This window comes from Luteimonas composti, from assembly GCF_042678665.1.
Classification (GTDB): Bacteria; Pseudomonadota; Gammaproteobacteria; order Xanthomonadales; family Xanthomonadaceae; genus Luteimonas; species Luteimonas composti.
Window position 1 is genome coordinate 111330 of the sequence record NZ_JBHTKU010000005.1, and the last position, 25294, is coordinate 136623.

The window sequence follows — 25294 nt, forward strand, 5'->3', positions numbered from 1 at the left end:
TCCTCAGGCCGTCGCGTTGATCACGTCGATCGACTGGCCTTCGGCCAGCGTCACGTACGCCTTGCGCCAGCTGCCACGGCTGCCCTGGCGCTGACGGAAGGACTTGCTCTTGCCCTTCACGTTCACCACGTTGACAGCCTGCACCTTGACGTCGAAGAGCTTCTCGACCGCGGCCTTGATGTCGGCCTTGGTCGCATCCTTCGCCACTTCGAAAGCGTACTGGTTGGATACTTCCTGCAGGCGCGCGGTCTTTTCGGACACGCGCGGCGCACGGATCACTTCATAGAGCTTGGCGTCGTTCATGCCAGCCACTCCTCGATCTTCTTCACCGCTTCGGTGGTGACCAGCACGCTGTCCGCGCCGACCAGTGCGACCGGGTCCAGGCCCTGGACGTCGCGCACCTGGACGTACGGCAGGTTGCGCGCCGACAGGTACAGGTTCTCCGAGGCGTCCTCGGTGACGATCAGCGGGCGCTTGCCCAGGTCGAAATCCTTGAGCTTGGCGACCAGGCCCGAGGTCTTCGGCGCGTCGATGTCGAACGACTCGACGACCGTGATGCGGCCCTGGCGGTTGAGCTCGGACAGGATCACCGCGATCGCGGCGCGATACTGCTTGCGGTTGACCTTCTGCGCGAAGCTGCGCGGCTTGGCCGCGAAGGTCACGCCGCCGCCGACGAAGATCGGGGCCGTCAGGGCGCCATGCCGCGCGCCGCCGCCCTTCTGCTTCTTGGACTTCTTGGTGGTGCCGTTGACTTCGGCGCGGGTCTTCTGCGCCTTGGTGCCGGCGCGACCGGCGTTGCGGTAGGCAACGACGACCTGGTGGACCAGGTCCTCGCTGAACTCGCGGCCGAAGATCGCGTCGGAGACGGACAGTTTGCTGTTGCTACCGTTGATGGCGAGTTCCATCGTCATCTCTCCTTATGCCTTGCTCGAGGGACGCACGATGACGTCGCCGCCCGGCGCACCCGGGACCGCGCCCTTGACGGCGATCAGGCCGCGCTCGGCGTCGACCTTGACCACCTGCAGGCGCTGCGTGGTCTGGGTCTCGGCGCCCATGTGGCCCGACATCTTCTTGCCCGGGAACACGCGACCCGGGGTCTGGCGCTGGCCGATCGAGCCGGGGGCGCGGTGCGACAGCGAGTTGCCGTGCGTCGCGTCGCCCATCTTGAAGTTCCAGCGCTTGATGGTGCCCTGGAAGCCCTTGCCCTTGGTGACGCCCTGGACGTCGACGATCTGGCCGACTTCGAAGATGTCGGCCTTGATCTCGCCGCCGACCTGGAAGTCGGCGACCTTGTCGTCGGCCACGCGCAGCTCCCACAGGCCGCGACCGGCCTCGACCTTGGCCTTGGCCAGGTGGCCGGCTTCGGGCTTGGTGAGCAGCGAAGCGCGCTTGACGCCCACGGTGACCTGCACGGCGCTGTAGCCGTCGGTCTCGACCGTCTTCACCTGGGTGATGCGGTTCGGGGTGGCTTCGATCAGGGTGACGGGGACGGACTTGCCGTCCTCGGTGAATACGCGGCTCATGCCGGCCTTGCGGCCGACGATGCCCAACGAATGGATCTTCGCGGTCATGGTTCGGGGCCTCAGGTCAGCTTGATCTGGACGTCGACGCCAGCCGCGAGCTCGAGCTTCATCAGCGCGTCCACGGTCTTGTCGTTGGGGTCGACGATGTCGAGCACGCGCTTGTGCGTGCGGGTTTCGTACTGGTCGCGCGCGTCCTTGTCGACGTGCGGCGAGGTCAGCACGGTGTAGCGTTCGATCTTGGTGGGCAGCGGGATCGGGCCGCGCACCTGCGCGCCGGTCCGCTTGGCCGTTTCGACGATCTCGCTGGCCGAACGGTCGATCAGCCTGTGATCGAACGCCTTGAGCCGGATCCGGATTTTCTGGTCCGCCATGACGGAATTCCTTCGTTGAAAGAGCGACAGGCCCGACGGCTGTGTGCGCCGGACCCCGTATCGGGGCCCCGACTCCCGGACCAACCACGCCCGGACGCCTGGGAAGAACAAAAAAGCAGGGCAGACCGGTTGCCCGATCCGCCCAGACCTGGATCACAAGCGTGCCGAAACGCCCCGCCTATGTGTCCCGGAAACCTCCGGAACGGGCGGAGCACCTGCCACGCGACAAGATCCCTGTCTGGCGAAAACGAGGCGCTTCCTGCCCCTCATTTCGCGGTTCCGCGGCCGCCCTGACAGACTCGGCTGCGGTGAGTCGAACATTATGAAAGCTTCACGCGGCAGATGCAAGCGCTTTTCCGCATCTTTGCCGCGAGCCGGGGACTCGGCGTCGCCGCCCTGCCCCTTCGCACCCCGGAAAGGGCCTGCCCACCGGGGGCTTGCGGCACGGCGGGGCCCTGCCCCACCGCGCCTGGCGGATCCGCCGCAGCGGACCCCGGACCGCCGCGTGCCGGAGCGCGCGGCGACCTGGACTTACTTGATGATCTTGGCCACCACGCCGGCGCCGACGGTACGGCCGCCTTCGCGGATCGCGAAGCGCAGGCCCTCGTCCATCGCCACCGGGTTGATCAGCGCCACCACCATCTTCACGTTGTCGCCCGGCATCACCATCTCGGTGCCCTCCGGCAGCGTCACCGCGCCGGTGATGTCGGTCGTGCGGAAGTAGAACTGCGGGCGGTAGCCCTTGAAGAACGGGGTGTGACGGCCGCCCTCGTCCTTCGACAGCACGTACACCTCGGCCTCGAACTCGGTGTGCGGGGTGATCGAACCCGGCTTGGCCAGCACCTGGCCGCGCTCCACGTCGTCGCGCTTGGTGCCGCGCAGCAGCAGGCCCGCGTTGTCGCCCGCCTGGCCCTGGTCGAGCAGCTTGCGGAACATCTCAACGCCCGTGACCGTGGTCTTCTGGGTCGGACGGATGCCGACGATCTCGATTTCGTCGCCCACCTTGATGATGCCGCGCTCGATACGGCCGGTCACCACGGTGCCGCGGCCCGAGATCGAGAACACGTCTTCCACCGGCATCAGGAACGGCTTGTCGATGTCGCGCTCCGGCTCCGGAATCCAGGTGTCCAGCGCCTCGACCAGCTTGATGATCGCCGGCACGCCGATGTCGCTCTGGTCGCCTTCCAGCGCCTTCAGCGCCGAACCGTGGATGATCGGGGTGTCGTCGCCCGGGAACTCGTACTTCGACAGAAGCTCGCGCACTTCCATCTCCACCAGCTCCAGCAGCTCGGCGTCGTCCACCATGTCCGCCTTGTTCAGGAAGACCACGATGTACGGCACGCCCACCTGGCGCGCCAGCAGGATGTGCTCGCGCGTCTGCGGCATCGGGCCGTCCGCGGCCGAGCACACCAGGATCGCGCCGTCCATCTGCGCCGCGCCGGTGATCATGTTCTTCACGTAGTCGGCGTGGCCCGGGCAGTCCACGTGCGCGTAGTGACGGGTCGGGGATTCGTACTCGACGTGCGCGGTCGAGATCGTGATGCCGCGCGCCTTCTCTTCCGGCGCCGCGTCGATCGCGTCGTAGGCCTTGAACTCGCCGCCGAAACGCTCCGCACCGATCTTCGTCAGCGCCGCCGTCAGCGTCGTCTTGCCGTGGTCAACGTGACCAATCGTGCCCACGTTCACGTGGGGCTTGGTGCGCTCGAACTTGCCCTTTGCCATGGTTCTGTACCTCTGGATTCAATGAATGTGGGTGCCTGGCGCGCGGACGGCGCGCCAGGAGGCCGGGATCAGCCCTTCTTGATGACCGCATCGGCGATGTTCGCCGGCGCTTCCTCGTAGTGGTCGAACTCCATCGTGAAGGTCGCGCGGCCCTGCGACATCGAACGCAGCGAGGTCGCGTAGCCGAACATCTCGCCCAGGGGAATCATCGCGTTGATGATCTTGCCCGACGGGCTGTCGTCCTGGCCCTGCAGCACGCCGCGACGGCGGCTCACGTCGCCCATCACGTCGCCAAGGTAGTCCTCGGGGCTGACGATCTCGACCTTCATGATCGGCTCGAGCAGCGCCGGCGAGGCCTTGGCGAAGCCCTGCTTGAACGCCATCGAGGCGGCCAGCTTGAACGCCATTTCCGACGAGTCGACGTCGTGGTACGAACCGAACACGAGCTTGACCTTCACGCCCACCACCGGGAAGCCGGCCAGCGGACCGCTGGTGATGGTCTCGCGCATGCCCTTCTCGACCGAGGGGATGAACTCCTTCGGGATCACGCCACCGGTGATCTCGTTGATGAACAGGAAGTCGTCCTTGATGTCGGCCGCGTACTTCTCGCGGTCCTCGGCGGTGATCGGCGACATCTCGATCACGACATGGCCGTACTGGCCCTTACCACCGGACTGCTTGGCGTGCTTGTAGTCCGACTTCACGTCCTTCGAGCGGATGGTCTCGCGGTAGGCCACCTGCGGCTTGCCGACGTTGGCCTCCACGTTGAACTCGCGCTTCATGCGGTCGACGATGATGTCGAGGTGCAGCTCGCCCATGCCCGAGATGATGGTCTGGCCCGACTCCTCGTCGGTCTTGACGCGGAACGAGGGGTCTTCCTGCGCCAGGCGACCCAGCGCCAGGCCCATCTTCTCCTGGTCGGACTTGGTCTTGGGCTCGACCGCCATCGAGATCACCGGCTCCGGGAAGCTCATGCGCTCGAGCACGATCGGGGCGTCCTGGGCGCACAGCGTGTCACCGGTGGTGACGTCCTTCAGGCCCACCGCCGCGGCGATGTCGCCGGCCAGCACTTCCTTGATCTCGTCGCGGTTGTTGGAGTGCATCTGCAGCAGGCGGCCGATGCGCTCCTTCTTGCCCTTGACCGAGTTCAGCACCGCGTCACCGGCGTTGAGCGTGCCGGAATAGACGCGGAAGAAGGTCAGCGAGCCCACGAACGGGTCGGTCATGATCTTGAACGCCAGCGCCGAGAACGGGGCCTTGTCGCTGGACTCGCGGGTCAGCTCCTTGGTCTCGTCATCGACGTCCACGCCCTTCACCGCCGGCACGTCCACCGGCGACGGCAGCAGCTTCACCACGCCGTCGAGCATGGCCTGCACGCCCTTGTTCTTGAACGCGGTGCCGCAGAACATCGGCACGATCTCGGTCGCCAGCGTGCGGGCACGCAGCGCACCGTAGATCTCGTCCTCGGTCAGCTCCTCGCCGCCCAGGTACTTGTCCATCAGCTCTTCGTTGGCCTCGGCGGCCGACTCGACCATGAAGGCGCGCGCCTCCTCGGCCTGGGCCTGCAGCTCGGCCGGGATGTCGCGGTACTCGAAGCTCAGGCCCTGCGAAGCGCTGTCCCAGTGGATCGCCTTCATCTTGACCAGGTCGACCACGCCCTCGAAGCCGTCCTCGGCGCCGATCGGCACCTGCATCGGCACCGGCACGGCGCCCAGGCGCGACTTCAGCTGGTCGCGGACCTTGAAGAAGTTGGCGCCGGTGCGGTCCATCTTGTTGACGAACGCGATGCGCGGCACGTGGTACTTGTTGGCCTGGCGCCACACGGTTTCGGACTGCGGCTGCACGCCGCCGACCGCGCACAGCACGAACACCGCGCCGTCGAGCACGCGCAGGCTGCGCTCGACCTCGATGGTGAAGTCGACGTGCCCGGGGGTATCGATGATGTTGAAGCGGTGCTCCGGCATGGACTTGTCCATGCCCTTCCAGAACGCCGTGGTCGCGGCCGACTGGATCGTGATGCCGCGTTCCTGCTCCTGCTCCATCCAGTCCATCGTCGCGGCGCCGTCGTGCACCTCGCCGATCTTGTGGCTCTTGCCGGTGTAGAACAGGATGCGCTCCGACGTCGTCGTCTTGCCGGCGTCGATGTGCGCCATGATGCCGAAGTTGCGGTAGCGTTCGATGGGGGTCGTGCGGGCCACGGGTATGCCTCAGATTCGATGCTGTGGAAGTCCGCGCAGCTGGGCGGGGACCGTCGCGAAGGACTCGCTTCTTCAATGGCCGAATGCCGCCTGTCGGCGGCATCGGACCATCGCATGCGGCAGGGCCGCAGGAAGTGGCGCCAGGGGCGCCGTCGGGGGCCGAAGCACGGCCCCACTCGGGGATTACCAGCGGTAGTGCGCGAACGCCTTGTTCGCATCCGCCATGCGGTGCGTTTCCTCGCGCTTCTTGATCGCGCCGCCGCGGCTCTCGGACGCGTCGATCAGTTCGGCGGCCAGCTTGCGCGGCATCGAGTTCTCGCCGCGCTTGCGCGCCGACTCGATCAGCCAGCGCATGGCCAGCGCCATGCGGCGCGACTGGCGCACCTCGACCGGCACCTGGTAGGTGGCGCCACCGACGCGACGGGACTTCACCTCGACCGCCGGGGACACGTTGCTCAGGGCCTTTTCGACCACTTCGACGGCATTGCCGTTCTTCTCGCCGATGACGTCCATGGCGCCGTACACGATCTTCTCGGCGACCGACTTCTTGCCGCTCTGCATGACCATGTTGATGAAACGCGCGATGATCTCGCTGCCGTGCTTGGGATCGGGCAGGACCGAGCGCTGGGGAGTATTGCCTTTACGCGACATGATTCAGTTTCCTCAGGCCTTCGGGCGCTTGGCGCCGTACTTGGAACGCGCCTGCTTGCGCTTGGCGACGCCGGCGGCGTCGAGCGAGCCGCGCACGGTGTGGTAACGCACGCCCGGCAGGTCCTTGACGCGACCGCCGCGGATCAGCACCACGCTGTGCTCCTGCAGGTTGTGGCCTTCGCCGCCGATGTACGAGATGACCTCGTACCCGTTGGTCAGGCGCACCTTGGCGACCTTGCGAAGGGCCGAGTTCGGCTTCTTCGGGGTGGTGGTGTACACGCGCGTGCACACGCCACGCCGCTGCGGGCAGTTGGCCAGCGCGGGCGACGTGCTCTTGTAGATTTCAGGGCTGCGCGGCTTGCGCACCAGCTGATTGATCGTTGCCATCGGTCAGGGGTTTCTTGGGTTTCGGGGCGGATGCCCTCGTGAAAACGACGGCAGGCGGGAATCCCCACCTGCCGAGACGAAAAAGTATAGCCCGCGCTGACGGAGACCGTCAACGCAAGCCATGCTCCATGGTCCCGTCGCGGCGGTTTCCCGCTGCCGGACCAACTGCCTCCGCCCGTCCTGGGCCGAAAACGAGGCGCTCCCTGCGCCTCATTTCGAGATCTGGGCCCCCTGCCGGGGGCCGGGTGTCGCGTCTCAGCTCGCGCTGGACTCCTGCTCGCCTTCGCCCGCCGGCGCGTCCTCGATCATGACCGTGGACGGATCGGCCGCGGCCGGGGCCTGGACCGGGGCGCCGGACAGCGCCTCCAGCTCGGACTCGGTCAGGCCGGTGGCCTTGTTGCGACGGCGGGTATGGTACGCCAGACCGGTGCCGGCCGGAATCAGGCGGCCGACGATCACGTTCTCCTTCAGGCCGCGCAGGCTGTCGCGGGTGCCGCGGACGGCCGCCTCGGTCAGCACGCGGGTGGTTTCCTGGAAGGACGCCGCCGACAGGAACGACTCGGTCGCCAGCGAGGCCTTGGTGATGCCCAGCAGGACCGGCTCGACCTTGACCGGAAGCTCGTTGCGCGCCTCCAGCTTCTGGTTCTCCTCGATCACGCGCTGGCGCTCGGCCTGCTCGCCGGCCAGGTAGCGGCTGTCGCCCGGGTCGGTGATCTCGACCTTGCGCAGCATCTGGCGAATGATCACCTCGATGTGCTTGTCGTTGATCTTCACGCCCTGCAGCCGGTAGACGTCCTGGATCTCCTTGGTCAAGTACGAGGCCAGCGGTTCGACGCCCAGCAGGCGCAGGATGTCCTGCGGGCTCGGCTCGCCGTCCACCACGGTCTCGCCCTTCTCCACGTGCTCGCCTTCGAACACGATGATCTGGCGGTACTTGGGGATCAGCTCCTCATGGTCCTCGCCGTCCGCGCCCTTGATGATCAGGCGCTGCTTGCCCTTGGTGTCCTTGCCGAAGCTGACCACGCCCGACTTCTCGGCCAGGATCGCCGGATCCTTGGGCTTGCGCGCCTCGAACAGGTCGGCCACGCGCGGCAGGCCGCCGGTGATGTCGCGGGTCTTGGACGCTTCCTGCGGGATCTTGGCGACCACGTCGCCCACGCCCACCGGGGCGCCGTCCTGCAGGTTGACGATCGAGCGCGGCGGCAGCAGGTACTGCGCCGGCAGGTCGGTGCCCGGGATGCTGAGGTCGTTGCCGGCCTTGTCGACGATGCGCACGATCGGACGCAGGTCCTTGCCCTGCGAACCGCGGCGCTTGGGATCGGTGATCTCGCGCGAGGCCAGGCCGGTCAGCTCGTCGGTCTTCTCGATGACGGTGACGCCGTCGACGAAGTCCACGAAGCGGATGAAGCCCGCCACTTCCGAGACGATCGGGTGGTTGTGCGGATCCCAGTTGGCGACGGTCTGGCCGGCCTTGATCTCGGCCGCGTCCTTGACGGTGATGGTCGCGCCGTAGGGCAGCTTGTAGCGCTCGCGCTCGCGGCCGTGGCCGTCCAGCACCGAGAGCTCGCCCGAGCGCGACACCACGGTCAGGTTGCCGCTGGCGTGCTGCACCGTCTTGAGGTTGTTGAACTTGATCGAGCCGGTGGTCTTGACCGTCACGTTGTCGATGGCGGCCGCACGCGACGCCGCGCCACCGATGTGGAACGTACGCATCGTGAGCTGCGTGCCGGGCTCGCCGATCGACTGCGCGGCCACCACGCCCACGGCCTCGCCGAGGTTGACGATATGGCCACGGCCCAGGTCGCGGCCATAGCAGTGCGCGCAGACGCCGAAGCTGCTTTCGCAGGTGATGGTCGAGCGCACCTTGAACGACTGCACGCCCGCATCTTCCAGCTTCTGCACCCAGGCTTCGTCGAGCAGGGTGTTGCGGGTGACGATCGGATCCTCGTCGTTGCCCGGCAGGAACACGTCCTCGGCCACGACGCGCCCCAGCACGCGGTCGCGCAGCGGCTCGACCACGTCGCCGCCTTCCACGATCGGGGTCATGGTCAGGCCGTTCATGGTGCCGCAGTCGCTCTCGGTGATCACCACGTCCTGCGCCACGTCGACCAGGCGGCGGGTCAGGTAACCGGAGTTCGCGGTCTTCAGCGCGGTGTCCGCCAGGCCCTTTCGGGCACCGTGGGTCGAGATGAAGTACTGCTGGACGTTCAGGCCCTCGCGGAAGTTCGAGGTGATCGGCGTCTCGATGATCGAGCCATCGGGCTTGGCCATCAGGCCGCGCATGCCGGCCAGCTGGCGGATCTGCGCCTGCGAACCACGCGCGCCGGAGTCGGCCATGATGTAGATCGAGTTCATCGACTTCTGGTCGATCGTCTCGCCCTTGGCGTTGGTCACCTTCTCGGTGCCGATCGTGTCCATCATCGCCTTGGCCACGCGCTCGTTGGTGCGCGACCAGATGTCGACCACCTTGTTGTAGCGCTCGCCCGCGGTGACCAGGCCCGACTGGTACTGCTGCTGGATCTCAAGCACCTCGGCCTCGGCCTCGGCGAGGATGCCCTTCTTCTCGTCGGGGATGGTCATGTCGTCGATGCCGATCGACACGCCCGCGCGGGTGGCGAAGCCGAAGCCGGTGTACATCAGCTTGTCGGCGAACACCACCGTGTCCTTCAGGCCCAGCTGACGATAGCAGCTGTTGATCAGGCGCGAGATGTTCTTCTTGGTCAGCTCGGTGTTGGCCAGCGCGAACGGCAGGCCCTCCGGCAGGATCTCGGCCAGCAGCGAACGACCCACCGTGGTGTCCACGATCGAGGTCTTCTTCTCGCGGTTGCCTTCCTCGTCGATCACCGTCTCGGTGATGCGCACCTTCACCTTGGCGTGCAGGCCGGCGACCTTGTTGTCGTAGGCGCGGCGCGCCTCGGCGACGTTGGCGAACACCATGCCCTCGCCCGGGGTGTTTTCCAGCGCGCGGGTCATGTAGTACAGGCCGAGCACCACGTCCTGCGACGGCACGATGATCGGCTCGCCGTTGGCGGGCGAGAGGATATTGTTGGTCGACATCATCAGCGCGCGCGCTTCCAGCTGGGCCTCGAGGCTCAGCGGGACGTGCACGGCCATCTGGTCGCCGTCGAAGTCGGCGTTGAACGCGGTGCAGACCAGCGGGTGCAGCTGGATCGCCTTGCCTTCGATCAGCACCGGCTCGAACGCCTGGATGCCCAGGCGGTGCAGGGTCGGCGCGCGGTTGAGCAGCACCGGGTGCTCGCGGATCACCTCTTCGAGGATGTCCCACACCTCGGCCTCTTCGCGCTCGACCAGCTTCTTGGCGGCCTTGATCGTCGTGGCCAGGCCACGGCGCTGCAGCTTGGCGAAGATGAAGGGCTTGAACAGCTCCAGCGCCATCTTCTTCGGCAGGCCGCACTCGTGCAGGCGCAGGGTCGGGCCGACCACGATGACCGAACGGCCCGAGTAGTCGACGCGCTTGCCGAGCAGGTTCTGGCGGAAGCGGCCCTGCTTGCCCTTGATCATGTCGGCCAGCGACTTGAGCGGGCGCTTGTTGGTGCCGGTGATGGCGCGGCCACGGCGGCCGTTGTCCATCAGTGCGTCGACCGACTCCTGCAGCATGCGCTTCTCGTTGCGCACGATGATGTCGGGCGCGTTGAGCTCGAGCAGGCGACGCAGGCGGTTGTTGCGGTTGATGACGCGGCGGTACAGGTCGTTGAGGTCGGAGGTCGCGAAGCGGCCGCCGTCCAGCGGCACCAGCGGGCGCAGGTCCGGCGGCAGCACCGGCAGCACGGTCATGACCATCCACTCGGGGCGGTTGCCCGACTCGAGGAAGGCCTCGACCAGCTTGATGCGCTTGGTGAGGCGCTTGAGCTTGGTCTCAGAACCGGTCGCGGCGATCTCTTCCTTGAGCTTCACCACCTCGGCCTGCAGGTCGATCGTGCGCAGCAGGTCGTAAACGGCCTCGGCGCCCATCGCGGCGTCGAAGTCGTCGCCGTGCTCCTGGCGCATCTGCATGAACTGCTCTTCGTTGAGCAGCTGGCCGCGCTCGAGCGGGGTCAGGCCCGGCTCGGTGACCACGAACGCCTCGAAGTACAGGATGCGCTCGATGTCGCGCAGGGTCATGTCCAGCATCAGGCCGATGCGCGAGGGCAGCGACTTGAGGAACCAGATGTGCGCGACCGGCGAGGCCAGGTCGATATGGCCCATGCGCTCGCGGCGCACCTTGGCCAGGGTGACCTCGGTGCCGCACTTCTCGCAGACCACGCCGCGGTGCTTCATGCGCTTGTACTTGCCGCACAGGCACTCGTAGTCCTTGATCGGCCCGAAGATGGCGGCGCAGAACAGGCCGTCGCGCTCGGGCTTGAAGGTACGGTAGTTGATGGTCTCGGGCTTCTTCACCTCGCCGTAGGACCACGAACGGATCAGGTCCGGCGAAGCCAGCGCGATCTTGATCGCGTCGAAGTCGGGCGTCGGACGCTGCTGGTTGAAGAGGTTGAGCAGATCTTTCATTTCTTTCTCCAGGAATGAGGATGTCGAGGTGGTTCCGTTGCCCGCGCGGGAAGGGCGCTGCCCTGCCCGCGCGCGGTGCCTCAGTGCTCCTCAAGCTCCATGTTGATCGCCAGCGAGCGGATTTCCTTCACCAGCACGTTGAAGGACTCCGGCATGCCGGCGACCATCTCGTACTCGCCATCGACGATGTTCTTGTACATCTGGTTGCGGCCCTGCACGTCGTCGGACTTCACCGTCAGCATCTCCTGCATGGTGTAGGCCGCGCCATAGGCTTCCAGCGCCCACATTTCCATTTCGCCGAAGCGCTGGCCGCCGAACTGCGCCTTGCCGCCCAGCGGCTGCTGGGTGACGAGCGAGTACGGGCCGGTCGAACGCGCGTGCATCTTGTCGTCGACCAGGTGGTTGAGCTTCAGCATGTGCATGTAGCCCACGGTCACCTTGCGCTCGAACGCCTCGCCGGTACGGCCGTCGAACAGCTGCGCCTGGCCGCTGGTGGGCAGGTCGGCCAGCTCGAGCATGCGCTTGATCTCGGCCTCGCTGGCACCGTCGAACACCGGGGTGGCCATCGGCACGCCGTCGGTCAGGTTCCTGGCCAGGGTCAGCAGCTCCTCGTCGCTGAACTGCTTGAGGTCCACGCGCTGCGCGACCAGTTCCTTGTCGTGGTTGTAGATCTCGTCGAGGAACTTGCGCAGCTCGGCGACCTTGGCCTGCGCCTGCAGCATCTGGTCGATCTTGCGGCCCAGCCCCTTGGCGGCCCACCCCAGGTGGGTCTCGAGGATCTGGCCGATGTTCATACGGCTCGGCACGCCCAGCGGGTTGAGCACGATGTCGACCGTCTCGCCGTTGGCCATGTGCGGCATGTCCTCGACCGGGACGATGGTGGACACCACGCCCTTGTTGCCGTGGCGGCCGGCCATCTTGTCGCCCGGCTGGATGCGGCGCTTCACGGCCAGGTAGACCTTGACCATCTTGAGCACGCCCGGGGCGAGGTCGTCGCCCTGCATGATCTTGCCGCGCTTGTCGGCGAAGCGCTTCTCGAACTCCTTCTCGTGGACCTCGATCTGCTTCTGCGCACGCTCGATCGCCTCGGCGGCATCGTCGTCCTTCATCCGCAGCTGGAACCAGTCGGACTTCTTCAGGCCGTCGAGCACCAGCGAGGTGACGGTGTCGCCCTTCTTCAGGCCCGGGCCGCCGTTGGCGACCTTGCCCAGCAGCTGCGAACGCAGGCGGTCGTAGATCGCCGCCTCGAGGATGCGGAACTGGTCGTCGAAGTCCTTCTTGACGCGCTTGACCTCGGATTCCTCGATCTGGCGCGCGCGCTTGTCCTTCTCGATGCCGTCGCGGGTGAAGACCTGCACGTCGATGACGGTGCCGTCCATGCCCGGCGGCACGCGCAGCGAGCTGTCCTTCACGTCGGAGGCCTTCTCGCCGAAGATCGCGCGCAGCAGCTTCTCTTCCGGCGTCAGCTGGCTCTCGCCCTTGGGCGTGACCTTGCCGACCAGGATGTCGCCGGCGCGGACCTCGGCACCGATGTACACCACGCCCGACTCGTCGAGGCGGTTGAGCGCCTGCTCGGAGACGTTCGGGATGTCGGCCGAGATCTCCTCCGGCCCGAGCTTGGTGTCGCGGGCGACCGCGGTCAGCTCCTCGATGTGGATCGTGGTGTAGCGGTCTTCCTGGACCACGCGCTCGGACAGCAGGATCGAGTCTTCGAAGTTGTAGCCGTTCCAGGGCATGAACGCGACCAGCATGTTCTGGCCCAGGGCCAGCTCGCCGATGTCGGTCGAGGGGCCGTCGGCCAGCACGTCGCCGCGCGCGACCACGTCGCCCACGTTCACCAGCGGGGTCTGGTTGATGCAGGTGTTCTGGTTGGAGCGCGTGTACTTGATCAGGTTGTAGATGTCGACGCCGGCGTCGGTCTCGCCGGAGATCTCGTCCTCGTTGACCTTGACCACGATGCGGCCGGCGTCGATCTGCTCGATCACGCCGCCGCGGCGCGCGTTCACCGTCACGCCCGAGTCGCGCGCCACGGCGCGCTCGATGCCGGTGCCGACCAGCGGCTTCTGCGCACGCAGCGTGGGCACGGCCTGGCGCTGCATGTTCGCGCCCATCAGCGCGCGGTTGGCGTCGTCGTGCTCCAGGAACGGCACCAGCGCCGCGGCGACCGACACGGTCTGCATCGGCGAGACGTCCATGTAGTGGATCTCGGCCGGCGGCTTGAGCAGGTTCTCGCCCTGGAAGCGGCAGGACACGAACTGGGCGTCGAGGTTGCCCTTGGCGTCCTGCGGCGAGTCGGCCTGCGCGATGACGAACTCGTTCTCCTCGATCGCCGACAGGTACTCGATCTCGTCGGTGACGCGTCCGTCCACGACCTTGCGGTACGGCGTCTCGAGGAAGCCGTAGCGGTTGGTGCGGGCGAATACGGCCAGCGAGTTGATCAGCCCGATGTTCGGGCCTTCAGGCGTCTCGATGGTGCAGACGCGGCCGTAATGGGTCGGGTGCACGTCGCGCACTTCGAAGCCGGCGCGCTCGCGGGTCAGGCCGCCCGGGCCCAGCGCCGAGACGCGGCGCTTGTGGGTGACCTCCGACAGCGGGTTGTTCTGGTCCATGAACTGCGACAGCTGCGAGGAGCCGAAGAACTCCTTGACCGCGGCGGCGACCGGCTTGGCGTTGATCAGCTCCTGCGGGGTCAGGCCATCGGCCTCGGCCATGGTCAGGCGCTCGCGCACGGCGCGCTCGACGCGGACCAGGCCCACGCGGAACACGTTCTCCGCCATCTCACCGACCGAACGCACGCGGCGGTTGCCGAGGTGGTCGATGTCGTCGACCACGCCGCGGCCGTTGCGGATCTCGGTCAGCACCTTGATCACGTCGAGGATGTCGGAGGTGTCGCCGCAGGCTTCGCGCAGGCGCACGGATTCCTCGTCCTTGCGCTCGGCGAAGTACTTGGCGTCGTACAGCACCGGGGCGCCGGTCACCTCGCGGCGGCCCAGGCGGCGGTTGAACTTCATCCGGCCCACGGCCGACAGGTCGTAGCGCTCGAAGGCGAAGAACAGGTTGTGGAACAGGTTCTGCGCGGCGTCCTTGGTCGGCGGCTCGCCGGGACGCATCATGCGGTAGATCTCGACCAGCGCGTCGAGCTGGGTCTTGGTCGCGTCCACGCGCAGCGTGTTGGACAGGTACGGGCCGCGGTCCAGGTCGTTGGTCCAGATCGTGCCGACGGCCTCGATGCCGGCCTTGCGCAGCGCCGCCAGCGTGTCGTCGTTGATCTCGTCGTTGGCCGAGGTGATCAGCTCTCCGGTCGAGGCATCGACCACGTCGTGCGAGAGCACGCGGCCGACCAGGTACTCGTCCGGCACGGCCAGCGCGGCGACGCCGGCGGCCTCGAGCTGCTTGACGTGGCGCGCGGTGATGCGCTTGCCGGCCTCGACGATCACCTTGTCGCCATCGGCCAGGTCGAAGTTGAGCGTCTCGCCACGCAGGCGCTCGGGCACCAGCTCCAGCTGCACGCCCTCGCCTTCGGGCAGGATGTGGAAGGTGTTGATCTCGAAGAACTCGTTGAGCATCTCCTCGTTGGAGTAGCCCAGCGCGCGCAGCAGCACGCTGACCGGCAGCTTGCGGCGGCGGTCGATGCGGGTGTACAGCGCGTCCTTCGGGTCGAACTCGAAGTCCAGCCACGAGCCGCGGTAGGGGATCACGCGCGCGGAGAACAGCAGCTTGCCCGAGCTGTGGGTCTTGCCGCGGTCGTGGTCGAAGAACACGCCCGGCGAACGGTGCAGCTGCGAGACGATGACGCGCTCGGTGCCGTTGACGATAAAGGTGCCGTTGTCGGTCATGAGCGGGATCTCGCCCATGTAGACCTCCTGCTCCTTCACGTACTTGATCGCCTTGCTCGACGACTCGCGGTCGTAGATCACCAGGCGCACGGTCACGCGCAGCGGCGCGCCGTAGCTCATACCGCGCTGGCGGCACTCGCGCTCGTCGAACACGGGCTCGCCGAGCTTGTAGCCGACGTACTCGAGGGCGGCATAGCCGTTGTAGCTGACGATCGGGAACACCGACTTGAGCGCGGCGTGCAGGCCCTTGTCGTCGCGCTTGTTCGGGTCCTTGTCGGCCTGCAGGAACTCGCGGTAGGAGTCGACCTGGATGGCGAGCAGGAACGGCACTTCGAGGATCGAGCGGCGCTTTCCGAAATTCTTCCGGATGCGCTTCTTCTCGGTGAACGAGTAGTTCGACTGGAGTTGGGTCGTCATGGGGAGCTGATGCCTCGGTCGGGGGCCCGCGCGGACGCGGGTCCTTGAAAACGAAAAGTTGTCACTGGACAGTCGCTGGTATTGCCGGCACCAGCACGCCTTCTCCCGCTACTGACCACTGACCACTGTGTGAAGCGTGATTGGCGATTCGCAATTGACGTTCGATCAAAGCCGGGAAACGGGCCTGTTCGAACCACGGATCGCCGATCACCAATCCTGGCCTTACAACGGCCGAAGGCCGGGGACGTCCGTCCCCAGCCTCGGCTGCCGCCATCAGCCCCGCGTGGGCGGGACTGCGGCGGTTGCTGCTTCGATTTGCACTCGCTTGAGGGCCAATCTCTACCTCGGTTGGCATCCGCCGGAGCGGACACCGTGGACCCCTGCCTGGCAGGGAGGACGCGTCGGCCGACGCACGCCCTCAGGCGCGCGCGGGCCGTTGCATCACTTGACCTCGACGGTGGCGCCGGCCGCCTCGAGATCCTTCTTGCACTTCTCGGCTTCTTCCTTCGACACGCCTTCCTTCAGGACGCCGCCGGCCTCGGTGAGGTCCTTGGCTTCCTTCAGGCCCAGGCCGGTGATCGCGCGGACGGCCTTGATCACTTCGACCTTCTTGTCGCCGGCCGACTTCAGGGTGACGGTGAACTCGGTCTGCTCCTCGGCGGCGGCGGCCGGGCCAGCGGCGGCAGCCACGGCGACCGGGGCGGCGGCGGAGACGCCGAACTTCTCTTCGATGGCCTTGACCAGCTCCACCACTTCCATCAGGGACTTTTCGGCGATCGCGTCGACGATCTGTTCGTTGGTAAGGGACATTGTGTTTACCTTTGGAAATTATCTGGGGTTGGGTTCACACGAACCGGATGACGTCGAACTCAGGCTTCGGCCGGGGCTTCGGCGGCGGCTTCCGCCGGCGCTTCGCCACCACCCTGCTTGTCGGCCACGGCCTGGACGGCACGGGCGAACATCGCAACCGGCTCGAGCAGGACGCGGGCCAGCATGGACAGCGCCTGGTCGCGGGTCGGCAGGGCAGCCAGCACGTCGACGTGGCTGGCGGGATACAGCTCGCCCCCCACGGCCACGACCTTCGGCTGCAGCTTGTCGTTGCCCTTGGCGAATTCCTTGATCAGGCGACCGGCGGCGCCGGGCTCCTCGGTCGAAAACGCGTACAGCAGCGGGCCGACGAGCTTGTCCTTGACAACCTCGTAGTCCGTGCCTTCGACGGCGCGCGCGGCCAGGGTGTTCTTGACAACCTTCAAGAACACGCCTTCCTCGCGGGCCTTCTTGCGCATGGCGGTCATTTGCGCGACCGTCGTGCCTGCGTATTCGGCGGCGACCAGGGAGTGGGCCTTGGCGGCAACTTCTGCCAGTTCGGCGACAACTTCTTGCTTCTGGGACAGATTGAGAGCCATACACTCCTCACTTGGTGACTCCGCCCGCGGCTCCTGCCGCTGGCGGTCCTGGACGGCATCCGGTCCGTGGACGCCGGGGACGCGAGGTCCCGGGTTGGTGGCCTGTCCGGCTGGCGGTTCGCGAACGCACCAGAACAACTTCCATCGAGGCGGCACCATCTACGCAGGCGGACCCCTGGGGGTTCGATTAAGCGGTCCCGCTAGCCACGACGGCGATTCCCTGCCAGCACGAGCTCCCTGCCCGTCGTCGTTGCGCGCTGACCGCACCTGCGGTCTTTGACGGCTGTCGCCGACGTTGCCGGCGGCGACTGCCCTCAAGCGCCCCGTCCGTATCCGGGCGGGGCGGTAACACGATTACTTCAGGCTCAGCGTCGACGCATCGACGATGACGCCCGGACCCATGGTCGAGCTGACCGAGATCTTCTGCAGGTACTGGCCCTTGGAGGTGGCCGGCTTGGCCTTCACCAAGTCGACCAGCAGCGCCTGCAGGTTCTCCTTCAGGCGCTCGGACTCGAAATCCGCCTTGCCGATGGTGCAGTGGATGATGCCGGCCTTGTCGGTGCGGTAGCGCACCTGGCCGCCCTTGGCGTTCTTCACCGCTTCGCCCGGGTTCGGGGAGACGGTGCCGACCTTCGGGTTCGGCATCAGGCCGCGCGGGCCCAGCAGGGTGCCGAGCTTGCCGACCACGCGCATCGCGTCCGGCGTGGCGATGACCACGTCGTAGTTCAGGTCGCCGCCCTGCATCTTCTCGGCCAGGTCGTCCATGCCGACCGCGTCGGCGCCGGCGGCCAGGGCCTCGTCGGCCTTCGCGCCGGCCGGGGCGAACACCGCCACGCGCACGGTCTTGCCGGTGCCCTGCGGCAGCACGGTCGAGCCGCGCACCTGCTGGTCCGACTTCTTGGCGTCCACGCCCAGGCGCACGGCCACGTCGACGGCCTCGACGAACTTGGCCTTGCTGTGGTCCTTGACGATCTTCAGGGCTTCATCGATCGCGTAGGCCTTGCCCGGCTGGACGGCGGCCTTGATCGCCTTCTGTCGCTTGTTCAGTGCCATGTCCTCAGCCCTCCACCGTCAGGCCCATCGAACGGGCGGAGCCCGCGATGGTGCGTACCGCCGCGTCCAGGTCGGCCGCGGTCAAGTCGGGTTCCTTCGCCTTGGCGATGTCCTCGAGCTGGGCGCGGGTGACCTTGCCCACCTTCTCGGTGTTCGGGCGCTTGGAGCCGGAGGTGACGCCGGCGGCCTTCTTCAGCAGCACCGTGGCCGGCGTGCTCTTGGTGACGAAGGTGAAGGTACGGTCCGAGTAGGCCGTGATGATGACCGGGGTCGGCAGACCCGGCTCGAGCTTGGAGGTCGCCGCGTTGAACGCCTTGCAGAACTCCATGATGTTCAGGCCGCGCTGACCCAGCGCGGGACCGACCGGCGGCGAGGGGTTGGCCTGACCGGCCTTCACCTGCAGCTTGATGTAACCGACTACTTTCTTTGCCATTTTTCTGGTCTCTCCGGGTGCAAGCGCCGTCAGGCTCCCCATCGGGCCGGGAACATTCCATCCAGAGCAGCGCGCGTCCCGGCGTCGCGGCGCTCCTTCCACGCGAAAGACCGCCTGTGCGGCGGCCTGCGGTTCTGCCCGGCTTCCCGGGCGGGGAGCCGGCTAGTATAGCGGGTTTGCCGGGCCATTGCAGCCCGGGGCGGCTCAGGCCTTTTCGACCTGCCCGAACTCGAGCTCGACCGGGGTCGACCGGCCGAAAATCAGCACCGCCACGCGCAGGCGGCTCTTCTCGTAATTGACTTCCTCGACCACGCCATTGAAGTCGTTGAAGGGGCCGTCGACCACCCGGACCATCTGGCCCGGCTCGAACAGCACCTTGGGACGCGGCTTCTCGACGCCTTCCTGGACACGGTCGAGGATGGCGGCCGCCTCCTCGTCGCGGATCGGCAGCGGACGGTCGGCGGTGCCGCCGATGAAGCCCATCACCTTCGGGGTCTCCTTCACCAGATGCCAGCTCTCGCTGTCCATCCGGGGGATGCCGCCCTCGTCGCGGGTCGCGATCTGGACCAGCACGTAGCCCGGGAAGAACTTGCGCTCGGAACGGCGCTTCTGGCCGGAGCGCATCTCCACCACTTCCTCGGTCGGGACCAGGACGTCGCCGAAGCGGTCCTGCATTTCCGCGCGCGCGATGCGGTCACGCAGCGCCTGCGCCACCGACTTCTCGAAGCCGGAATAGGCGTGCACCACATACCAACGCTTGACGCTTTCGGCTTCCATCAAACCCGACTCTCCACTTATTGCCCGAGGAACAGCTTCACCAGCCACTGGATGACCGTGTCGAAACCCGCCAGCAGCAGCGCGATGATGACCACCACGATCATCACCACCCAGGTCATGCGCGTGGCCTCCTGGCGCGTCGGCCAGACCACCTTGCGCAGCTCGAAGCGCGACTCGGACAGGAACTCGCGCGTCTGGCGGCCCTTGAGGCTGGTCATGAAGACCGCCAGGCCCGCCACCACGCCCACGGCCACCGCGCCGACCCGCAGCGGCGACGGCCACTGCTGCTCGAACCAGTAGAACGCGAACACCCCGGCCGCCACCAGCAGCAGCGCCAGCGCGTACTTGACCATGTCGCCCGCGGACGCGGCCCCGGGTTGCTCGACTCTGCTGTTCACTCGACTCGGTACTCTGGATGGCACGCCAGGAGGGACTCGAACCCCCAACCTGCGGTTTTGGAGACCGCTGCTCTGCCAATTGAGCTACTGGCGTATCTTTGAATTATGCCGCTTCCGAAAATGGCAATGGCGGCTTGCGCCGCCTTGCCCTGTTCCGGCCGTCTCCGAGGAGCGGGGAAGCGGAAACCCCTCGCGGGGATCTTCCACCTGCCGCGCGCGCCGGGGCGCGCGCGGAGGCGGTCGGCTTACTTGATGATCTTGGCCACCACGCCGGCGCCGACGGTACGGCCGCCTTCGCGGATCGCGAAGCGCAGGCCCTCGTCCATCGCCACCGGGTTGATCAGCGCCACCACCATCTTCACGTTGTCGCCCGGCATCACCATCTCGGTGCCCTCCGGCAGCGTCACCGCGCCGGTGATGTCGGTCGTGCGGAAGTAGAACTGCGGGCGGTAGCCCTTGAAGAACGGGGTGTGACGGCCGCCCTCGTCCTTCGACAGCACGTACACCTCGGCCTCGAACTCGGTGTGCGGGGTGATCGAACCCGGCTTGGCCAGCACCTGGCCGCGCTCCACGTCATCGCGCTTGGTGCCGCGCAGCAGCAGGCCCGCGTTGTCGCCCGCCTGGCCCTGGTCGAGCAGCTTGCGGAACATCTCAACGCCCGTGACCGTGGTCTTCTGGGTCGGACGGATGCCGACGATCTCGATTTCGTCGCCCACCTTGATGATGCCGCGCTCGATACGGCCGGTCACCACGGTGCCGCGGCCCGAGATCGAGAACACGTCTTCCACCGGCATCAGGAACGGCTTGTCGATGTCGCGCTCCGGCTCCGGAATCCAGGTGTCCAGCGCCTCGACCAGCTTGATGATCGCCGGCACGCCGATGTCGCTCTGGTCGCCTTCCAGCGCCTTCAGCGCCGAACCGTGGATGATCGGGGTGTCGTCGCCCGGGAACTCGTACTTCGACAGAAGCTCGCGCACTTCCATCTCCACCAGCTCCAGCAGCTCGGCGTCGTCCACCATGTCCGCCTTGTTCAGGAAGACCACGATGTACGGCACGCCCACCTGGCGGGCCAGCAGGATGTGCTCGCGGGTCTGCGGCATCGGGCCGTCCGCGGCCGAGCACACCAGGATCGCGCCGTCCATCTGCGCCGCGCCGGTGATCATGTTCTTCACGTAGTCGGCGTGGCCCGGGCAGTCCACGTGCGCGTAGTGGCGGGTCGGGGATTCGTACTCGACGTGCGCGGTCGAGATCGTGATGCCGCGCGCCTTCTCTTCCGGCGCCGCGTCGATCGCGTCGTAGGCCTTGAACTCGCCGCCGAAACGCTCCGCACCGATCTTCGTCAGCGCCGCCGTCAGCGTCGTCTTGCCGTGGTCAACGTGACCAATCGTGCCCACGTTCACGTGGGGCTTGGTGCGCTCGAACTTACCCTTTGCCATGACTGTGACTCTCGCTGACGGTTGTGACTGCTGGTGGTGGGTGGCCCGGCCGATGGAACCGGACGCTTGCGGGGACGCCCGCCTGGGTGGTGCTCACGAATGGAATCGAACCATCGACCTCCTCCTTACCAAGGAGGTGCTCTACCGACTGAGCTACGTGAGCGTGAAACTGTTGCGTGTCGCAGGGTGCAATGGAGCGGGAGACGGGAATCGAACCCGCACCATCAGCTTGGAAGGCTGAGGTTCTACCATTGAACTACTCCCGCGCCGCGCGGTTGACTCGTTGTTCCCGGTTGTGACTGGTGGAGGGAGGTGGATTCGAACCACCGAAGGCGTAAGCCAGCAGATTTACAGTCTGCCCCCGTTGGCCGCTTGGGTATCCCTCCGGTCGTCGAAGAGCCGGTGAAACAGCCCGTTATTTTGGGGGTGCCGCACGGGCCTGTCAACGCATTCCTTGCGCCAATTGCGTCGTCGGGCGTACACAGGGCCTCGCGGACGCCCTGCCCCGCTCAGACGTTGAAGCGGAAATGCAGGACGTCGCCCTCCTGGACCCGGTATTCCTTGCCCTCCAGGCGCAGCCGCCCGGCCTCGCGGGCGCCCGCCTCGCCGCGGTAGCGGATGAAGTCCTCGTAGGCGATGGTCTCGGCGCGGATGAAGCCCTTCTCGAAATCGGTATGGATCACCGCCGCCGCCTGCGGGGCGGTGGCGCCGGCCTTCACGGTCCAGGCGCGGACCTCCTTCACCCCGGCGGTGAAATAGGTCTGCAGGCCGAGCAGCCGGTAGGCGGCGCGGATGACCCGGTTCAGGCCCGGCTCGTCGAGGCCGTAGCTGGCCAGCATCTCGTCCCGGTCGGCGTCGTCGAGCTGGCTCAGCTCCTCCTCGATCGCGGCCGAGACCGGCACGACCTCGGCGCCCTCGGCCGCGGCGCGGGCGCGCACCGCGTCCAGGTGCGGATTGCCCTCGAAGCCGTCCTCGAGCACGTTGGCGATGTAGAGCACCGGCTTCATGGTCAGCAGGAACAGCTCGCGCAGCAGCGCGCGCTCCTCGTCGGTCAACGCCACCGAGCGCGCCGGCCTGCCCTCGTCCAGCGCCGCGCGCAGCTTGCCCAGCACCTCGATGCGGGCCTTGGCGTCCTTGTCGCCGCTCTTGGCCACGCGCTCGTAGCGCGCGATCGCCTTGTCCACCGAATCCAGGTCGGCCAGGGCCAGCTCGGTGTCGATGGTGTCGATGTCGGCGATCGGGTCGACCTTGTTGGCGACGTGGATCACGTCCGGGTGCTCGAAGCAGCGCACCACGTGGGCGATCGCGTCGACCTCGCGGATGTGCGCCAGGAACTTGTTGCCCAGGCCCTCGCCGCTGGCCGCGCCGGCGACCAGGCCGGCGATGTCGACGAACTCGACCGCGGTCGGCACGACCTTCTCGGGCTTGACGATCCCGGCCAGGGCGCCGAGCCGCGGATCGGGCACCGGCACCACGCCGACGTTCGGCTCGATCGTGCAGAAGGGGAAGTTGGCCGCGGCGATGCCCGCCTTGGTTAGCGCGTTGAAGAGGGTCGACTTGCCGACGTTCGGCAGGCCGACGATGCCGCATTGGATGCCCATGGAAACCCGGATGTCTGGGGATTAGGGGCTGGGGACTGGGGACGTCGCGCGTCGCCCAATCGCCAGCCCCTAGCCTCCAGCGCCCCTGGCCGTGTGCAGGCGCTTCATCGCCTCGGCGAAGTCGCCGCGCACCGCCAGCGGCAGCACGTCGAGCGCGTCGTCGATGGCGCGGTTGATGAGGATGTCGTCGTCGGCGCCGGGGCGCCCCAGCACCCAGGACACCACGCGGTCCTTGTGGCCGGGATGGCCGATGCCGATGCGCAGGCGGTGGAACCGCCCGTGCCCCAGCAGCTTGATGGTGTCGCGCAGGCCGTTCTGGCCGCCGTGGCCGCCGTCGAACTTGAGCCGCGCGACGCCGGGGGGCAGGTCGAGTTCGTCGTGGGCCAGCAGCGCCTGCTCGGGCTCGATCTTCCAGTAGCGCAGGGCCGCGGCGACCGATTTGCCGCTGAGGTTCATGAAGGTGGCCGGCCGCAGCAGCCAGACCGGGCGTCCCGCGATCTCGATCTTCGCGGTCTCGCCGAACAGCTTGGACTCGATCCCGAAGCGCCCGCCCGCCTGGGCGACGAGCGCGTCGACGAAGCGGAACCCGGCGTTGTGCCGGGTCCGTGCGTGCTCCGGCCCCGGATTGCCGAGGCCGACGATGAGTCGCAGTCCTTCCATCGTGGCGTTCCCCGGGCGCAGCGGCCGGGCCGGGCGACGGACGCGCCTGGGCGCGCCGCCGCCGGCTCACCGTGGCCGGGGAGGACCTCCGCTAGGCGGGGGTCACTTCTCCTCGCCAGCCGCCTCGCCGCCATCGGCCGCCTCGTCGGCAGCCTCCTCGCGACCGGCCTTGGCGATCACCACGGCATCGTCGTGGTCCTTGCCCAGCTTCAGCTGCGGGATCTCGACGCCCTTGGGCAGCTTGAGGTTCGACAGATAGATGATGTCGCCGAGCTTGAGCTCCGACAGGTCGACCTCGATGGTCTCCGGCAGGTCGGTCGGCAGGCACTCCACGGTCACTTCCTTCAGTTCGTGGGTCACCACGACCTCGGACGACTTGCCGGCCGGCGAGACGTCCTCGTTGATGAAGTGCAGCGGCACCGAGGTACGCAGCGTCTCCTTGTCGTTCACGCGCTGGAAGTCCAGGTGCATGATCAGCTGCTTGTACGGGTGGCGCTGGATGTCGCGCAGCAGCACCTTCTGGATGTCGCCGCCCAGGCTCAGGTCCAGGATCGACGAGTAGAACCAGTCGTTCTGGCTGGCCAGCCACACCGGCTCGTGGTCGAGCTGGATGTTGACCGGGTCGAGCTCGCCACCGTAGACGATGGCCGGGATCTTGCCCGCGCGGCGAAGGCGGCGGCTCGCACCCTTCCCTTCGTCCGAGCGGCGCTCGACCTTGATTTCGTGAGTCGTTGCCATGTTTGCTTCTCTTCTTTGCTTGGTAGTGCCGCCTCGCGGCGGTCTGGAACGCTCACCCGCGACCAGGTGAGCGGCGTTGTCAGTCCAGGTAGAGCGAACTGACGGATTCTCCGAAGGCGATCCGGCGGATCGTCTCGGCCAGCATCTCGGCGACGCTGAGCTGGCGGATGCGGCCGCAGGCGCGGGCCGCGTCCGACAGCGGGATGGTGTCGGTGACCACCAGTTCGTCGAGCTGCGAACGGGTGATGTTGTCGATCGCCGCGCCCGACAGCACCGGGTGGGTGCAGTAGGCGACGACCTTCTGCGCGCCGTTGGCCTTGAGCGCGCCGGCGGCGGCGCACAGGGTGCCGGCGGTGTCGACGATGTCGTCGACCAGCACGCAGGTCTTGCCCTCGACGTCGCCGATGATGTTCATCACCGTGGCCACGTTGGCCTTCGGCCGGCGCTTGTCGATGATCGCCAGGTCCGCGTCGTCCAGGCGCTTGGCGATCGCGCGGGCGCGGACCACGCCGCCCACGTCGGGCGAGACCACGACCATGTTGTCGGTGCCGTGCGCGCGCCAGATATCGGCCAGGAGCAGCGGCGAGGCGTAGACGTTGTCGACCGGGATGTCGAAGAAGCCCTGGATCTGGTCGGCGTGCAGGTCGACCGTCAGCACGGCATCCGCGCGGGCGGCCGAGAACATCCTGGCCACCAGCTTGGCGGTGATCGGCACGCGCGAGGAGCGCATGCGGCGATCCTGGCGGGCGTAGCCGAAGTACGGCACCACCGCGGTGACCGAGGCCGCCGATGCGCGCTTGAGCGCGTCGATCAGCGCCAGCAGCTCCATCAGGTGCTCGGCCGAGGGCGCGCAGGTCGGCTGGATCACGAATACGTCCTGCCGGCGCACGTTCTCCTCGATCTCGACCTGCGCCTCGCCGTCGGAGAACGTCGAGACCAGGGCCTTGCCCGGCCGCACCCCGAGCTCGCGACAGACCGACTGCGCCAGCGGCCGGTTCGCATTGCCCGAGAAGATCAGCAGGTTTCGATCTTCTTTCATGTTGACTGCTCCGCTCCGCTCTGACCGTGCGGTGGTGAGATGGTGATTCGTGATTGGGGATTGGTGATTCGTAGAAGCAGGAACAGATGGTACGGCGTCGCCGCTTCTTCCAATCACGAATCACCAATCACGAATCACG

21 protein-coding genes and 4 tRNA genes are annotated in these 25294 nt (G+C 67.1%); all 25 read right to left on the bottom strand.

All coding sequences use genetic code 11. The features are described 5' to 3' along the window. Positions 1-3: 3 nt before the first annotated feature. Complete coding sequence (gene rplW / locus ACFQ2D_RS15280) at positions 4-303, bottom strand: 50S ribosomal protein L23 (protein ID WP_280943406.1); 300 nt, start codon at positions 301-303, stop codon at positions 4-6. After that, the gene (rplD, locus tag ACFQ2D_RS15285; RefSeq protein ID WP_280943405.1) at positions 300-905 is read right to left on the bottom strand and encodes a 50S ribosomal protein L4; all 606 of its coding nucleotides are present in this window, start codon (positions 903-905) and stop codon (positions 300-302) included. Before rplD ends, rplW begins: the two co-directional genes overlap by 4 nt. A gap of 12 nt (positions 906-917) precedes the next feature. Then, complete coding sequence (gene rplC / locus ACFQ2D_RS15290) at positions 918-1571, bottom strand: 50S ribosomal protein L3 (RefSeq protein WP_280943404.1); 654 nt, start codon at positions 1569-1571, stop codon at positions 918-920. Between the two features lie 11 nt (positions 1572-1582). Further along, complete coding sequence (gene rpsJ, locus ACFQ2D_RS15295; RefSeq protein ID WP_140908250.1) at positions 1583-1894, bottom strand: 30S ribosomal protein S10; 312 nt, start codon at positions 1892-1894, stop codon at positions 1583-1585. Positions 1895-2425: 531 nt separating this feature from the next. Beyond that, positions 2426-3616: an elongation factor Tu gene (gene tuf, locus ACFQ2D_RS15300; RefSeq protein ID WP_280942912.1), complete on the bottom strand. Its 1191-nt coding sequence runs from the start codon at positions 3614-3616 to the stop codon at positions 2426-2428. A 68-nt stretch (positions 3617-3684) separates the two neighbouring features. Further along, positions 3685-5814 carry an elongation factor G gene (fusA, locus tag ACFQ2D_RS15305; RefSeq protein WP_280943521.1) on the bottom strand — a complete coding sequence of 710 codons (2130 nt, stop codon included), beginning with the start codon at positions 5812-5814 and terminating at the stop codon, positions 3685-3687. 183 nt (positions 5815-5997) lie between these two features. Further along, the gene (gene rpsG, locus ACFQ2D_RS15310) at positions 5998-6465 is read right to left on the bottom strand and encodes a 30S ribosomal protein S7 (protein ID WP_280943520.1); all 468 of its coding nucleotides are present in this window, start codon (positions 6463-6465) and stop codon (positions 5998-6000) included. A gap of 12 nt (positions 6466-6477) precedes the next feature. Further along, positions 6478-6852: a 30S ribosomal protein S12 gene (gene rpsL, locus ACFQ2D_RS15315; RefSeq protein WP_146387473.1), complete on the bottom strand. Its 375-nt coding sequence runs from the start codon at positions 6850-6852 to the stop codon at positions 6478-6480. 255 nt (positions 6853-7107) lie between these two features. Continuing rightward, positions 7108-11361 (bottom strand): DNA-directed RNA polymerase subunit beta', encoded by a 4254-nt coding sequence (rpoC, locus tag ACFQ2D_RS15320; protein WP_280943519.1) that lies wholly within the window; start codon positions 11359-11361, stop codon positions 7108-7110. A gap of 80 nt (positions 11362-11441) precedes the next feature. After that, positions 11442-15614, bottom strand: a complete 4173-nt coding sequence (gene rpoB / locus ACFQ2D_RS15325) for a DNA-directed RNA polymerase subunit beta (protein WP_280943518.1) — start codon at positions 15612-15614, stop codon at positions 11442-11444. Between the two features lie 441 nt (positions 15615-16055). Further along, positions 16056-16424, bottom strand: a complete 369-nt coding sequence (gene rplL / locus ACFQ2D_RS15330; RefSeq protein WP_280943517.1) for a 50S ribosomal protein L7/L12 — start codon at positions 16422-16424, stop codon at positions 16056-16058. Positions 16425-16483: 59 nt separating this feature from the next. Continuing rightward, positions 16484-17020, bottom strand: coding sequence for a 50S ribosomal protein L10 (gene rplJ / locus ACFQ2D_RS15335; protein WP_280943516.1), 537 nt, complete (start codon positions 17018-17020; stop codon positions 16484-16486). Between the two features lie 354 nt (positions 17021-17374). Then, positions 17375-18073: a 50S ribosomal protein L1 gene (rplA, locus tag ACFQ2D_RS15340; RefSeq protein WP_280943515.1), complete on the bottom strand. Its 699-nt coding sequence runs from the start codon at positions 18071-18073 to the stop codon at positions 17375-17377. 4 nt (positions 18074-18077) lie between these two features. After that, positions 18078-18506: a 50S ribosomal protein L11 gene (gene rplK / locus ACFQ2D_RS15345; protein ID WP_028840193.1), complete on the bottom strand. Its 429-nt coding sequence runs from the start codon at positions 18504-18506 to the stop codon at positions 18078-18080. A gap of 204 nt (positions 18507-18710) precedes the next feature. After that, positions 18711-19283, bottom strand: a complete 573-nt coding sequence (gene nusG, locus ACFQ2D_RS15350; RefSeq protein ID WP_280943514.1) for a transcription termination/antitermination protein NusG — start codon at positions 19281-19283, stop codon at positions 18711-18713. A 17-nt stretch (positions 19284-19300) separates the two neighbouring features. Beyond that, positions 19301-19681, bottom strand: a complete 381-nt coding sequence (secE, locus tag ACFQ2D_RS15355; protein ID WP_280943513.1) for a preprotein translocase subunit SecE — start codon at positions 19679-19681, stop codon at positions 19301-19303. Between the two features lie 18 nt (positions 19682-19699). After that, positions 19700-19775, bottom strand: a tRNA-Trp gene (locus ACFQ2D_RS15360). Between the two features lie 151 nt (positions 19776-19926). After that, on the bottom strand, positions 19927-21117 hold the full coding sequence (gene tuf, locus ACFQ2D_RS15365) for an elongation factor Tu (protein ID WP_280942912.1): 1191 nt from the start codon (positions 21115-21117) through the stop codon (positions 19927-19929). An 87-nt stretch (positions 21118-21204) separates the two neighbouring features. Then, a tRNA-Thr gene (locus tag ACFQ2D_RS15370) sits at positions 21205-21280 on the bottom strand. Between the two features lie 29 nt (positions 21281-21309). Then, a tRNA-Gly gene (locus tag ACFQ2D_RS15375) sits at positions 21310-21383 on the bottom strand. A gap of 34 nt (positions 21384-21417) precedes the next feature. Continuing rightward, a tRNA-Tyr gene (locus ACFQ2D_RS15380) sits at positions 21418-21503 on the bottom strand. A 123-nt stretch (positions 21504-21626) separates the two neighbouring features. Next, positions 21627-22718, bottom strand: a complete 1092-nt coding sequence (gene ychF, locus ACFQ2D_RS15385; protein ID WP_280942911.1) for a redox-regulated ATPase YchF — start codon at positions 22716-22718, stop codon at positions 21627-21629. Between the two features lie 69 nt (positions 22719-22787). Further along, positions 22788-23378 carry an aminoacyl-tRNA hydrolase gene (gene pth, locus ACFQ2D_RS15390; RefSeq protein ID WP_280942910.1) on the bottom strand — a complete coding sequence of 197 codons (591 nt, stop codon included), beginning with the start codon at positions 23376-23378 and terminating at the stop codon, positions 22788-22790. A gap of 102 nt (positions 23379-23480) precedes the next feature. Beyond that, complete coding sequence (locus tag ACFQ2D_RS15395) at positions 23481-24116, bottom strand: 50S ribosomal protein L25/general stress protein Ctc (protein ID WP_280942909.1); 636 nt, start codon at positions 24114-24116, stop codon at positions 23481-23483. Positions 24117-24195: 79 nt separating this feature from the next. Next, a complete protein-coding gene (locus ACFQ2D_RS15400) occupies positions 24196-25155 on the bottom strand; it encodes a ribose-phosphate diphosphokinase (RefSeq protein ID WP_280942908.1) in 960 nt (319 codons plus the stop codon). Positions 25156-25294 lie beyond the last annotated feature (139 nt).